Annotated in this window: 11 protein-coding genes; 7 read left to right on the top strand and 4 right to left on the bottom strand. The window is 70.3% G+C overall.

All coding sequences use genetic code 11. The annotated features are described in order from the left end of the window. Positions 1–309 (top strand): thiamine pyrophosphate-dependent enzyme (locus O3Q52_RS36515; protein WP_269652911.1); only part of this gene is annotated, 309 nt, incomplete at its 5' end. 208 nt (positions 310–517) lie between these two features. Next, positions 518–1,270 (top strand): IclR family transcriptional regulator, encoded by a 753-nt coding sequence (locus O3Q52_RS36510; RefSeq protein WP_269652910.1) that lies wholly within the window; start codon positions 518–520, stop codon positions 1,268–1,270. 69 nt (positions 1,271–1,339) lie between these two features. Here O3Q52_RS36510 and O3Q52_RS36505 read toward each other — a convergent pair whose 3' ends face one another. From O3Q52_RS36505 to O3Q52_RS36495, 3 genes are read right to left on the bottom strand one after another with little or no spacing between them, the layout of a single operon-like run. Then, complete coding sequence (locus O3Q52_RS36505; protein WP_269652909.1) at positions 1,340–2,818, bottom strand: sugar ABC transporter ATP-binding protein; 1,479 nt, start codon at positions 2,816–2,818, stop codon at positions 1,340–1,342. 1 nt (position 2,819) lies between these two features. Continuing rightward, positions 2,820–3,890: a sugar ABC transporter substrate-binding protein gene (locus O3Q52_RS36500; protein ID WP_269652908.1), complete on the bottom strand. Its 1,071-nt coding sequence runs from the start codon at positions 3,888–3,890 to the stop codon at positions 2,820–2,822. A gap of 57 nt (positions 3,891–3,947) precedes the next feature. Beyond that, the gene (locus O3Q52_RS36495) at positions 3,948–5,015 is read right to left on the bottom strand and encodes an ABC transporter permease (protein ID WP_269652907.1); all 1,068 of its coding nucleotides are present in this window, start codon (positions 5,013–5,015) and stop codon (positions 3,948–3,950) included. Positions 5,016–5,243: 228 nt separating this feature from the next. Between O3Q52_RS36495 and O3Q52_RS36490 the strand changes: the two genes are divergently transcribed. Then, complete coding sequence (locus O3Q52_RS36490; protein WP_269652906.1) at positions 5,244–5,969, top strand: SDR family NAD(P)-dependent oxidoreductase; 726 nt, start codon at positions 5,244–5,246, stop codon at positions 5,967–5,969. 39 nt (positions 5,970–6,008) lie between these two features. On the opposite strand, the gene O3Q52_RS36485 is transcribed toward O3Q52_RS36490, so the two are convergent. Then, the gene (locus O3Q52_RS36485; protein ID WP_269652905.1) at positions 6,009–6,716 is read right to left on the bottom strand and encodes a MerR family transcriptional regulator; all 708 of its coding nucleotides are present in this window, start codon (positions 6,714–6,716) and stop codon (positions 6,009–6,011) included. Between the two features lie 145 nt (positions 6,717–6,861). Here O3Q52_RS36485 and O3Q52_RS36480 point away from each other — a divergent pair, with 145 nt between their 5' ends. The 4 genes from O3Q52_RS36480 to O3Q52_RS36465 all read left to right on the top strand — a co-directional run bounded on the left by O3Q52_RS36480 (position 6,862) and on the right by O3Q52_RS36465 (position 12,523). Beyond that, the gene (locus O3Q52_RS36480; RefSeq protein WP_269652904.1) at positions 6,862–7,341 is read left to right on the top strand and encodes a macro domain-containing protein; all 480 of its coding nucleotides are present in this window, start codon (positions 6,862–6,864) and stop codon (positions 7,339–7,341) included. A gap of 148 nt (positions 7,342–7,489) precedes the next feature. Then, the gene (locus O3Q52_RS36475; protein WP_269652903.1) at positions 7,490–9,451 is read left to right on the top strand and encodes a Xaa-Pro dipeptidyl-peptidase; all 1,962 of its coding nucleotides are present in this window, start codon (positions 7,490–7,492) and stop codon (positions 9,449–9,451) included. After that, complete coding sequence (locus tag O3Q52_RS36470; RefSeq protein WP_269652902.1) at positions 9,451–10,728, top strand: M14 family metallocarboxypeptidase; 1,278 nt, start codon at positions 9,451–9,453, stop codon at positions 10,726–10,728. Before O3Q52_RS36475 ends, O3Q52_RS36470 begins: the two co-directional genes overlap by 1 nt. Positions 10,729–10,816: 88 nt before the next feature. Beyond that, complete coding sequence (locus O3Q52_RS36465) at positions 10,817–12,523, top strand: BCCT family transporter (protein WP_269652901.1); 1,707 nt, start codon at positions 10,817–10,819, stop codon at positions 12,521–12,523. Positions 12,524–12,680: the final 157 nt, after the last annotated feature.

Raw genomic sequence — 12,680 nt, 5'->3', positions numbered from 1 at the left:
GCGGTCCTGGGCGACGGCTGCGCGCTCTTCGGCCTCCAGGGCCTGTGGAGCGCGGCGCGCTGCGCGGCTCCCGTGCTGTTCGTGGTGATGAGCAACGGCGCGTACCGCACCCTCCAGAACACCTACGAGGCGATGGGCGGCAACGGCCCCTGCCCCGGAACCGAGTTGGGGCGACTCGATTTCACACAGGCGGCCCGATTCTTCGGGATCGACGCGGTGCGTGCGGAGAGCGCGGATCACCTACGTGAACTGGTGGGCGGGGCAGGTGAGTTGCCGCGGCCGATGCTGGTCGATGTGCCGCTTCGCTGAGGGGAAGACGGGGGGGTGCGGTGCGGTGGGGCTTTGGTGAGGGAGGCGGGCCCGGTGTGGTGCTTCGGCAGGGGAGGGCGGGTCGGCGTGGTGGCCTTGGGACGACGTACGAGTTCACGCGGACGTCGTCGTACGAGTTCTCCGGCGGCCGACGACTCACAGGGCCCCGCACCTTGTCACCCGCCTGCCGGGGCCGGACCATCGGTCCATGACGGACAGTCAGGTGCCTCAAGTACCTCAGGTGCCGAAGTCGGTGCTCGCGCGCGGGGCGGCGCTGCTGCGTGCCTGCGGCGAGTCCGAGGGCGCGCAGAGCCTGGCCGAACTCGCGCTGCGCACGGGGCTGCCCAAACCGACCGCGCACCGGCTGCTGGGCGAACTGGTCCGGCTGGGGCTCGTGGAGCGCGGACCCGACGGCCGCTACGGCATCGGGCTCGCCCTCTTCGTACTCGGTCAGTCGGCGCCGTCCGCGCGTGAACTACGGGACATCGCCCTGCCGTTCCTCGGCGACCTGTACGAGGCGACCGGCGAGAACGTGCACCTGGCCGTGCCCGACGGCCCCGACACCCTCTTCCTGGCGAAGCTCACCGGCCGACGCGCCACGCCGATCGTCTCGCGCACGGGCGGCCGCCTGCCGGCCCACTGCACCGCCACGGGGAAGGTCTTCCTGGCCCATGACCCCCGGCCGCCGTGCGTCTCCCTTCCCAGGCTCACCCCGCGCACGCTCGTGCTGCCCGGCCAGCTCGCCCGTGACCTGGCACGGACCCGCGCCCGCGGCTTCGGCGTCAACCTGGAGGAGGCCGAGATCGGCATCTCCGCCGTCGCGGCTCCTGTCTACGCCCGGGAGCGCCGCCCGGTCGCCGCCATCTCCGTGACGGGCGGGACCTGGCGCCTCGACATGGAACGCGTCGGCGCGCGGGTGTGCGCGGCGGCGAGAGCGTTGACGCGGGCGCTGTCGGCGTGAGCGGGCCTGGGTGGAGCGCTGGCGACCACCATCCGACGCCGCTTGTTGGAGACTCTCGCCCCGGACCGGTCACTGCCCGGCCCCGCCTCCCGCCTGCATCGACACCGCCAGTCGGTGCTCGGTCAGTCGGGCGCCGCTCAACTCCTCCACAGTCCGGCCCCGTACGAAGATCAGCACCCGGTCGCAGACCTCCGTCAGTTCGGCCAGGTCGGTCGAGGCGATGAGGACGGCGGCGCCGCCCGCCGCCAACTCGCCCACGATGCGGTGCATCTCGGACCGTACTCCGACATCGACGCCACGCGTGGGGTCGTCCAGGACGACAATGCGGGGCTCGGTGGCCAGCCACTTCGCGAAGACGACCTTCTGCTGGTTGCCGCCGGAGAGGCGGGCCACGACGTCGTGCGGGTCGCCGCGCAGACGCAGACGCTCCGTCAAATCGCCTGTGCGGCGGACCAGTTCGGCGCGCGAAGCCATGAAACCGCCCCGCCCCAAGCCCAGCCAGCTCACCGCCGTGGTGTTCTCCCACACGGTGCGGTCGGTCATCAGCCCGTACCGTTTGCGGTCGCTCGGCACGAAGGCCACGCCCGCCCGGACCGCGTCCCGCAGGGACCGTGGCAGTCCCCGGCCGCCGATGTCGACCCGGCCGACGGAGACGGTCGTACGCCCGCACACCACCCCCAACGCGTCGAGATGGCCCGCCCCTTGGAGCCCGGCCACACCCACCACCTCACCCGCACGCACGGTGAAGGTCACGTCCGCGAGGCGCCCCGGGACGCACACCCCGGAGAGCACGACCGGCGGCGGTCCGTCGGTCACGGCACGCGTCCGGCGTACCGGCTGCTGCGGTGTCCCGCCCAGCATCGCCGTCACGAGATCCGGCACGCCGACGTCCTCCTGCCGTACACCGGCCAGTGTGACCCGTCCGTCGCGCAGCACCGTCACGCGCTGCGCGAGGCGCATCACCTCCTCCAGGAAGTGGGTGACGTACAGGATCGCGATGCCCCGCCCGGTGAGCGTCCGCAGAACCTGTTCGAGGTGGTCCACGGCGGCGGCAGGCAGTGCGGACGTCGGCTCGTCGAGCACCAGGACTCGCGGCCGACGCAGCAGTGCCCGCGCGATCTCCGTCAACTGCTGGTCAGCGAGCGGAAGTTCACCGACCAGGGTGCCGGGCTCGACATCGAGTCCCAGCTCGGCGAGCACGGGGCGCGCGGCCCGGTCCATCGCGCTCCGGTCGAGCAGCCCGAAGCGCCGAGGCGGACGGTAGGGGAAGAGGTTCTCCCGTACCGACAGATCGGGGAAGAGGCTCAACTCCTGGGAGACGACGGCGATTCCGCCCGACCGTGCCTCCGGTGCGAGCCGCACCGTCCCGTCGTCCGGCCTCAGAGTGCCCGACAGGATCCGCACGAGCGTCGACTTGCCGGCCCCGTTCTCACCGACCAGCGCATGGACCTCGCCGCCGCGCAGCCGGATGTCCGCTCCGTCCAGGGCCCTGACCCCGCCGTACGACTTGACCAGGCCCTGCGCGGCCAGCATGTCGCCGTACGTCATCTCAGCGCGCGTCCTTCAGCGGCTTGAGCTGCGTCTTCTGGTCACCGAGCAGCTTGTCGATCACCGGCTTGTACCAGTCGTACGCGGCCTTCGGGGACTTCTGCCGGGTGATGATCTCGTCGATGTTGGAGGAGTCGACGACCCCGCCGGGGGAGAGGAACCAGCCGTCGGGCAGCTTGCCGTCGTTGTCGCGCACCGACTCGATGAGCATGGCCGTCGAGAGGTAGCCCTTGAGGAAGTGCTGCGGGTCGATGGCGACGAAGTTCGAGCCGTCCTCGACCGCGTCGAGGGTCTTCGGGTCGACGTCGAAGCCCGCCGTCAGCCACTTGCCGTTCTTCTCCTTCTTGATCTTCGCGAGGTTGTAGCTGTCGGCGTCACCGACCCCCAGGAAGGCGAGGGCCTTCGGGTGCGCACCCACCTGCGACGACCAGGAGCTGTGGTTCTGCCCGGGATCGCTGTACGTCTGGAAGGGGCCGAGCACCTTGACGCCCGGGGCCTCCTTCCTGAACGTGTCGGCGATGCCCTTGGCCCGGTTGTCGAGCACCGGTGTCCCCGGGTTGGGCACTCCGACGACGATCTCGCCCTTCGGGTCGTCGCCGAGCCGCTTCAGCGCCTCCTTGGCCATCAACTCGCCCAGCGCGTAGTTGTCGTTGCCCACGTAGAAGGTCATCTTGCTGCCGTCGGTGGGGGAGGTGTCCAGGGCCACGATCGGGATGCCCTGGTCGACGGCGCGCGCGGCGGGCCGGGTGAAGATCGGCGGGTCGAGGTTCTCCAGGACGATGCCGTCCTTGGCGCGGGCCGTGAGGTTCTGGAAGAGCTGCACCTCGGCGGGACCGTCCGTGTTGGGCGGTCCGACGGCCTTGAAGTCCACGTCTCCCGCGTGGTCGGCGGCGCTCTCGGCACCAAGCACCATCTCGTGGGCGAAGTTCAGGCTGATGTTGGCCACCGCGATGCCCATGTCGAGCTTGCCGCCGCCCGAGCCGCCGGGGCCGTCGTCGTTGCCGCAGCCGGTGGCGGAGAGGAGGACCAGCGCGCTGAGCGCGGCGGACAGCGTACGCAATCGGGAGTGCATGACGGCCTCCAAGGCGGCTCTGAACAAACTCCGAACAAGGCTCAGGACAAGGGGACTTCAATGTCGGCGACGCCCGCCGCGGCGCAGCGCGCTGTCCGCCGCGACCGCGACGAGGATCACTCCGCCGGTCGCGAACGACGTCCAGTTGATGGGTACTTCGAAGAACACGAGCCCGGAGGCGACGACGGACAGGATCATCGCGCCGGCCACCGCCCCGACCACCGAGCCACGGCCGCCCGCGAGCGGAGTGCCGCCGATGATGCACGCGGCGATGGCCTGCAACTCGTAGCCCTGGCCGAGCGTGGGATCACCGGCGCCGTAGTACGCGAGCGCGAGGACCGCCGCGCATGCCGTGGTGAGACCGGACAGCGCGAGGGCCTGAACACGGGTGCGGACGACCGGGATACCGCTGAACGCGGCCGCGTCGGGATTGGACCCGATCGCCCGCACCCGAGCCCCGAACCGGGTGCGGGCGAGCAGCACCGCGAGAACGACCACGACCGCGAGCAACACCCAGAGCGCGAAGGGCACTCCGGCCGCGTCACCGCCCGCGAACGTGAAGAACGAGTCGTCCAGCGGCAGATCGGTGATCTGCTTCCCGTCGGCGAGCGCCAGCCCGACACCCCGGAACAGCATCAGCGTGCCTAGCGTCACGATGAACGACGGCAGCGCGAGAAGCGTCGTGACCAGTGCGTTGAAGATGCCGAGCACGATCCCGGTGAGGAGCACCGCCGGGACCGCCAGCCAGGGCGCAACACCCTCCCGGATGAGCAGGCCGCCGACGACCAGGCACATCGCGTAGCTGCCGCCCACCGACAGGTCGACCTCGCGCATGGCGAGCGCGAAGACCATGCCGCACGCCATCAGCGAGATGTAGACGGAGTTGTGCGCGGTGGAGAGCAGGTTGTCACTGTTGAGGAAGTCCGGGTAGGGGATGCCGATGCCGGCGACGAGCAGGGCGAGGACGACCAGGACGCCGAGTTCGTCGGGCAGCCGTCGCCGCCAGTTCCCGAGGCGGCCCGCCGGCAGTCGACCGCGACCGGGCGACAGCCTGAACCACCGTCCGCCGCCGCCCTGTTCGCGGGCGCGCTCGGCGTCGTCCACGGCACGGTCGGTCTCGGTCATCGGACACGGCTCCCGAACGCCGGCGGCTGGGGGGTCGCCCCGCAGCGTCGGGCCGCCGGGCGCGCGGGGCAACACGGCCGTTCCAGCGAATGGAACAGGGGTCGGCGGTGGACGGGCCGACTCGGGGAGCCGTCGGCCGAAGGGAGCCACCGTCGGACACGGCCACCGCGTTCCGAAGACCGGAAACGCCCCCTTGCCCGCCGCCTGACGGGTCATCACACTGCCCGCATGGAGACGCGGACCGCGCTGGTGACCGGAGCGGCACAGGGCCTCGGGCAGGAGTTCGCCGTCGCACTCGCCGGACGAGGCTACCGAGTCGCCGGACTCGACCTCGTCCCGCAGGCCCGGACGGTCGAACGCATTCTGGACTACGTGGAGTTGATCGCCGACGTCACCGACGAGGCGCAGGTCCAGGCGGCTCTGGAGCGAGTGCTGGAACAGTTCGGCACGCTGCACGTCCTGGTCAACAACGCGGGCGTGTACCCGGAGTCGTCCTTCGAGGACACGACACCTGAGGAGTGGCGGCGTGTCATGCGCGTCAACCTGGAGGCGCCGTTCCTGATGACCCGGGCCGTCCTGCCGTACCTGAAGGCGGCGGGCTGGGGGCGCATCGTGAACATCGCTTCCGCCGCCGTCCTCACCGCACCGCCCACGATGGTGGCGTACACCGCCTCGAAGGCAGGCCTGATCGGCTTCACCCGCGCGCTCGCCTCGGCGCTCGGCCCGTACGACATCACGGTCAACGCGATCGCGCCGAGCATGATCCGTACCGCGACCGCGGAGCGCACGGTCGGCGCCGGCGGCGGCTTCGAGCACGTCCGCGCCCAACAGGCCGTCCCCAGAACCCAGGAGCCGTCCGACCTGGTCTCCACGCTGCTGTACGTCGTCGACGAGGGCAGCGGCTTCCTGACGGGCCAGACGCTCAACGTGGCAGGCGGGTCGGCGTACTTGTGAGGGCTGGAGGCGTACGTGTGAGGGACCGGGGACGGCGGCTCAGGACTCCTCGGTGAGCCACTCCCGCAGCTCCTCCTTCAGCGACCGCTGAAAGGTCGTCAACAACGCCTGCACCACGAGCGGTTGCATGTGCGCGGACAGGTCCTTCACCGCCTCGACGGACTCGCGCTCGGACACCTCGTCCCGGAACAGCAGGGACAGCTCGTGGGCCGCGGCGCGTGTGTGCTTCAGCAGGACCGTGCGCGCGGCGAGGATCGTCTCGTGCGTGATCGGTACGTCGAGCAGTTGGACGCCGAGCCGCAGCAGTCCGAGGTCCACACGGTACGTGCCCGGGTCGGCCGCCTCCCTGACGACGCTCATCGCGACGAGCCGGTCCAGGTCCTCCGCGCTCAGCGGCCGCCCCGCCCGGCGCTCCAGCTCCGCACGGCTCACCTCCTCCGCCGAGTCCGGTGCCCAGGAGGCCACCACGGCCCGGTGGATGGCCAGATCATGGGCGCTGAGCCCCTCCGGCAACTGCTGCAGATAGCGCTCGATCGCGGCGAGCGTCATCCCCTGGTGCTGCAGCTCCTCGATGAGCGCGAGCCGGGACAGATGCTCCTGGCCGTAGTGCCCCACCCGGCGCGGCCCGATCACGGGCGGCGGCAGCAGCCCCCTGGTGCCGTAGAACCGCACGGTCCGCACAGTGACCCCCGCCCGCGCGGCCAGCTCATCGACCGTGAGCGTCGGCTCCTCGATGTCCGTCGCCATGACCGCTCCTTCGGGTGCCACATCTGCCTCACGGGTGCGGTGCAACAGTATTGCTGTCTCACCTGCGTTGTGAAAGCTCCCAGGGGCGGTCGGGGGCCCCGAATGCCCCGGCCGATTGTCAGTGGCGGTCCGTACGGTTGGCGTCATGTCGGAGATCACGTACGTCCGGGGCGACGCCACCACCCCGCTGGGCAAGGGCGTCAAGCTGATCGCCCATGTCTGCAACGACATCGGGGGCTGGGGCAAGGGCTTCGTCCTCGCCCTGTCGAGCCGCTGGCCGGAGCCGGAGGCGGCCTACCGCCGCTGGCACCGCGAGCGCGCGGGCAACGACTTCGCCCTGGGTGCGACCCAGTTCGTGAAGGTCGACCGATACGTGTGGGTGGCCAACATGATCGGCCAGCGGGGCACCAGGACCGGCAGCAAGGGCGTCCCCGTCCGCTACGAGGCGATCGACAAGGCCCTCGCCCCACTGGCCGACAAGGCCATCGAACTGGGCGCATCCGTCCACATGCCCCGCATCGGCTGCGGACTGGCGGGCGGGAAGTGGTCACGAGTGGAGCCACTGATAGCCGAGCGACTCATAACGAGGGGCATCAAGGTGACGGTGTACGGCCACGGCGACTGAGCGAGTCCCGGGCCCCGCAAGGGGCGCGGGGAACGGCCGACATGAGCGACCCCGTCCCACGCACCTTTCAAGCCACACCTCGGCCGAACCCCCACCCACCCCAATCGGCCCTCTTTTGCACAGGAGTTGACCGGAGTACCTTCCGCGCATGCGGACACCTGCGCGCTACAAGCGCTTCACCAACTGGAGATCGCTCGCGACGGCGGCCACAGCCGCCCTGATGGCCACGCTCCTCACCCCGGTCGCCGCCCAGAGCGCCCCGCGGGAGAGCACCCCCGTCTACTCGTACGAGAACGCGATCCGCGAATCCGTCTGGGTGGACACCAAACTGGACGGCGACAGCGACGGGAAGACCGACCGCGTCGCCTTCGACATCGTCCGCCCGCGCGAACCCGCCCAGCAGGGCCGCAAGATCCCCGTGATCATGGACGCCAGCCCGTACTACTCCTGCTGCGGGCGCGGCAACGAGAGCCAGCTGAAGACGTACGACGCGAACGGCGACATCGTGCAGATGCCGCTCTACTACGACAACTACTTCGTGCCCCGCGGCTACGCCTTCGTCGGCGTCGACCTCGCCGGGACCAACCGCTCCGACGGCTGCGTCGACGTGGGCGGCCGCTCGGACATCCAGTCCGCGAAGGCCGTCATCGACTGGCTGAACGGCCGGGCCAAGGGCTACACCTCCCGCACGGGGACCACGAAGGCCAAGGCCGGCTGGACCAACGGCAAGACCGGCATGATCGGCAAGAGCTACGACGGCACCATCGCCAACGGCGTCGCCGCGACCGGAGTCGAGGGCCTGGAGACGATCGTCCCCATCGCCGCCATCTCCTCCTGGTACGACTACTACTTCGCCAAGGGCGCCCCCCTCTACGATTCCGGCCCCGAGTGGCTGTCCGACTACGTCGAGAGCCCCGACGCCCGCGCCAGGTGCGCCGCCGTCCAGCAGAAACTCGTCGACGGCGCCCCGCGCACCGGCGACTGGACCAAGCTGTGGACCGAGCGCGACTACGTGAAGGACGTCGGCAAGGTCGACGCCAGCGTCTTCGTCATCCACGGCATGCAGGACCTCAACGTCCGCCCGAAGCACTTCGGCCAGTGGTGGGACGGTCTCGCCGAGAACGGCGTCGACCGCAAGATCTGGCTGTCCCAGACCGGGCACGTCGACCCCTTCGACTTCCGCCGCGCGGAGTGGGCCGACACGCTGCAGCGCTGGTTCGACCACGAACTCCTCGGCTACGACAACGGCATCGACGACGAGCCGATGGCCGACATCGAGCGCGCCCCCGACCAGTGGGTCACCTCGAACGTCTGGCCCCCGCGCGCCACCGACACCGTGAGCCTGCGCCCGGCCAAGGGCGCGCAGGCGGGCGTCGGCACCCTCGGACTGCGTACCGGATCGGGCACCGAGACCTTCACCGACGACCCGCAGCAGGACGAGACCGACTGGGCCGCCCAGATCGACCAGTCCACGTCAGCCAAGGCCGGTTTCACCACCAAGCCGCTCACCCGTGACGTCCGTCTGTCCGGCTCCTCCAAGGTGACCGTCACCGCCACCCCGACCACGTCGACCGCCCACCTCTCCGCGGTCCTGGTCGACCTGGGCCCGGACACGATCCGCGACTACTCCGCCTCGGGCGAGGGCATCTCCACGCTCACCGACCGCACCTGCTGGGGTCCGAGCACCACCGGCGACAGCTCCTGCTTCAAGGTGACCCGCGCGAAGACCGCGGACGTCGACTACACGGTGTTCAGCCGCGGTTGGGCCGACCTCGGCAACCACGCATCCGACACCAAGGGCGAACCCCTCACCCCGGGCAAGCGCTACACCATCACCCTCGACCTGCACGCGAGCGACCACGTCGTCCCGGCCGGACACCGCCTCGCGCTGATCGTCGCCGGTACCGACCAAGGCCTCATCGACCCGCCGTCGAGCACCCCGACCCTCGCCCTCGACCTCGCGCGCACGAAGGCCAGCGTGCCGCTCGTCGGAGGCGCCGCCGCCTTCGCGCGCGCCACCTCGGGATCCTCGTACGTCACCCCCGACGCCACCCTCGACGGCATAGGCGAGCCGCGCACCACGCACCGCGTACCCGGAGGCACCCACTGATGACATCCCGCCGTACCGCCGCCGTCGCACTGACGGCGGCGGTGCTCACCTCACCCCTGCTGACGGTGCCCGCCCACGCGGCCCAGACCCCGCCCCGTACGGGATTCGAGCAGACCGACGGCGCACGCTGGACCACCCAGCCCGAGGAACAGGACTTCCTCGCCGCCGTCGACAAGTCGAGCAGCCGGGTGTCGATCAGCCGGATCGGCACGACCAAACAGGAACGCCCGCTCCGGCTCGTACGCATCGGCAACAGTCACGCGGCCAACACCGTCCTGCTGGTGTGCAGCCAGCACGGCGACGAGCCGTCCGGGCGCGAGGCCTGTCTCACGACCGTCCGCGACCTCGCGTACGCGAAGGACTCCGCGACGCGGAAGTTCCTCGACCGCACCACGCTGCTCGTCGTGCCCACCGCCAACCCGGACGGCCGGGCCGCCGACACCCGCGGCAACAGCGACGGCATCGACATCAACCGCGACCACCTCGCGCTCCAGACGGCCGAGGGCCGCGCCATGGCCGCCGTCGTCCGCGACCGCAAGCCCGACGTGATCTACGACCTGCACGAGTACGGGGCCACACCCCCGTACTACGACAAGGACCTGTTCGACCTCTGGCCGCGCAACCTCAACACCGACGCGGCCGTGCACGACGAGGGGCAGACCCTGTCGCAGTCGTACGTACGGCCCGCTGCCCAGGCGAAGGGGTACTCGACCGGCACGTACGGAATCTGGACCGACCCGGTGACCGGCGACCCGATCCGGCAGGTCGCGGGCGACGGACAGGAGCGGATCCTGCGGAACATGTCCGGCGTCAAGCACGGCGTCGGGCTGCTCATCGAGAGCCGCGTCGACCCCCTCACGGACGCCGAGAAGGCCGACGAGGCACTCAACAACCGGCGCCGCGTCCACTCCCAACTGGCCGCGCTGGACGGGCTGTTCGAGTTCACGGGCGAACGGCGCACCCGGATCGAGGCGGCCACGACGGCGGCCCGGCTGGCCGGCTACCGGGACACCGGGCCGGTCTACGTCGGCGGCGCGGACAACGACCCGGCCGAACCGTCCGAGATCATCGCGGACCCGCCCTGCGCCTACCGGCTGACCGCCGACCAGTACGCGGACGTCAAGGACGAACTCGCCCTGCACGGGGTCAGAGCGCGACAGGACGCAGACGGCGCCCACGTCCCGCTGCGCCAGTCCCTGCGCGCTCTCGTGCCGCTGCTTCTCGACGAGCGCGCTCCGTACCACCTCACGGCCGGGGAACCCGACACCGACTGCTGAGGCGGGTGAGATCTGCAGCACCTGTGGTAGGTCGTAGGGCATAGCGAGGAAATGGCTTACCCACGCTTTACAGGGGAAGGTGCCGCAGATGACTGAAGACCTGAGTAAGAGGGGAGGCCGGGAAAGTCCCACGGACATTCCCGGCGGCCCCGGTCAGCACACCGACTGGGTGGTGTTCGGCGTCACCGCCGCCATCACCCTGGCCTTCGTGATCTGGGGATCGGTCGCCACCGACTCCCTGAAGAGCGCCTCCGACAAGATGCTCAGCGGCCTGATCCAGAACGGCGGCTGGGCCTTCATGCTGGCCGCCTCGGGCTTCGTGGTCTTCGCCCTGTGGCTCGCGATCAGCCGGTACGGCAGGATCCACCTCGGCGCGGAGGGCGAGGAGCCCGAGTTCAAGACCGTGTCCTGGGTCGCGATGATGTTCAGCGCCGGTATGGGCATCGGCTTGATGTTCTACGGCGTGAGCGAGCCGCTCTCCCACTACACGACCCCGCCACCGGGAACCGACCCCGCGGACTCCGCGGAACGCATGCAGACGGCGATGGCCACCACCCTCTTCCACTGGACGCTGCACCCCTGGGCGATCTACGCGGTGGTCGGCCTCGCCATCGCCTACAGCACCTTCCGCAAGCGCCGCCGCCAGACGATCAGCGCGGTCTTCACCCCGCTCATCGGGGAGAAGCACGCGAACGGCAACGTCGGCCGGGCCATCGACGTCCTCGCGATCATCGCCACGGTCTTCGGCTCCGCGGCCTCACTGGGCCTCGGCGCCCTCCAGATCGGCTCCGGATTCACGGAGCTGGACTGGATGGACAAGGTGAGCGACAGCCTGCTCGTCGTGATCATCGCCGTCCTGACGGTGGCGTTTGTCGCCTCGGCCATCTCCGGCATCGAGAAGGGTATCCAGTGGCTGTCCAACATCAACATGGTGCTCGCCCTGGTGCTCGCCGTCTTCGTGTTCATCGCGGGCCCGACGGTCATCGTCCTCGACCTGCTGCCCACCTCGGTCTTCTCCTACCTCGGTGACCTGCCGCAGCTGGCCGGCCGCACCGAGGCCAGCACCGGCGAGGGCGTCGCGGACTGGCTCGGCAGCTGGACCGTCTTCTACTGGGCGTGGTGGATCTCCTGGACGCCCTTCGTCGGCATGTTCATCGCGCGCATCAGCCGCGGCCGCACCATCCGGCAGTTCGTCGGCGGCGTCATCCTCGTGCCCAGCACCGTCAGCCTCGTCTGGTTCGCGATCTTCGGCGGTACGGCGATGAAGCTCAAGGAGGGCGGCGCGCTCGGCGGCGAGTCGACCCCCGAGGGCCAACTCTTCGGCGTCCTGCAGGAGTTCCCCATCGCGACCGCCACCAGCCTGCTCGTGATGATCCTCGTCGGCATCTTCTTCGTCTCCGGCGCCGACGCCGCGTCCATCGTGATGGGCACGCTCTCCCAGAAGGGCGCCCTCGAACCCGGCCGCTTCGTCGTGGTGTTCTGGGGCGTGGTCACCGGAGCCGTCGCCGCGATCATGCTGCTCGTCGGCACCGAGGGCAACGCGCTCACCGGGCTGCAGAACCTCACGATCCTGGCCGCCGCGCCCTTCGTCCTCGTGATGATCGGCATGTGCATCTCCCTCATGCGCGACCTGCGCCGGGACCCCGTCATCGTGCGCCACGAAATGGGCTCCGAGGCCGTCTCGCTCGCCGTGATCGAGGGCCACAAGAAGTACGACGGCGAATTCGAGATCAGGGTCGGCCCGGGCGCCGGGACAGAAACGGAGGGCGACCCACTGGGCCACGACCACGGCTGAGCGCCGGGCCATGTCAGGCTGCGGGCCGAGTTGGGCTGAGCGTCAGGTTCGGCTCAGGGCTTGGGTCTTGGGGCTGAGGCTCGGCGAGGTCGGCCGGGAGGCGAGGGCGAGGCCTTCGGCTTTTAGGGGCGCGGGGAACTGCGCGACCAGCCACGTC

The organism is Streptomyces sp. ActVer (assembly GCF_027270795.1).
Lineage (GTDB): Bacteria > Actinomycetota > Actinomycetes > Streptomycetales > Streptomycetaceae > Streptomyces > Streptomyces umbrinus_A.
This window is presented reverse-complemented; position numbering and strand designations above follow the sequence as displayed.

Excerpts from the sequence above, each read along its gene's own strand:
- O3Q52_RS36475 (WP_269652903.1), top strand. The coding sequence starts at position 7,490 with ATGCGGACACCTGCGCGCTACAAGCGCTTCACCAACTGGAGATCGCTC.
- O3Q52_RS36485 (WP_269652905.1), bottom strand. The coding sequence starts at position 6,716 with ATGGCGACGGACATCGAGGAGCCGACGCTCACGGTCGATGAGCTGGCC.
- O3Q52_RS36500 (WP_269652908.1), bottom strand. The coding sequence starts at position 3,890 with ATGCACTCCCGATTGCGTACGCTGTCCGCCGCGCTCAGCGCGCTGGTC.
- O3Q52_RS36505 (WP_269652909.1), bottom strand. The coding sequence starts at position 2,818 with ATGACGTACGGCGACATGCTGGCCGCGCAGGGCCTGGTCAAGTCGTAC.
- O3Q52_RS36490 (WP_269652906.1), top strand. The coding sequence starts at position 5,244 with ATGGAGACGCGGACCGCGCTGGTGACCGGAGCGGCACAGGGCCTCGGG.
- O3Q52_RS36470 (WP_269652902.1), top strand. The coding sequence starts at position 9,451 with ATGACATCCCGCCGTACCGCCGCCGTCGCACTGACGGCGGCGGTGCTC.
- O3Q52_RS36480 (WP_269652904.1), top strand. The coding sequence starts at position 6,862 with ATGTCGGAGATCACGTACGTCCGGGGCGACGCCACCACCCCGCTGGGC.
- O3Q52_RS36495 (WP_269652907.1), bottom strand. The coding sequence starts at position 5,015 with ATGACCGAGACCGACCGTGCCGTGGACGACGCCGAGCGCGCCCGCGAA.
- O3Q52_RS36465 (WP_269652901.1), top strand. The coding sequence starts at position 10,817 with ATGACTGAAGACCTGAGTAAGAGGGGAGGCCGGGAAAGTCCCACGGAC.
- O3Q52_RS36510 (WP_269652910.1), top strand. The coding sequence starts at position 518 with ATGACGGACAGTCAGGTGCCTCAAGTACCTCAGGTGCCGAAGTCGGTG.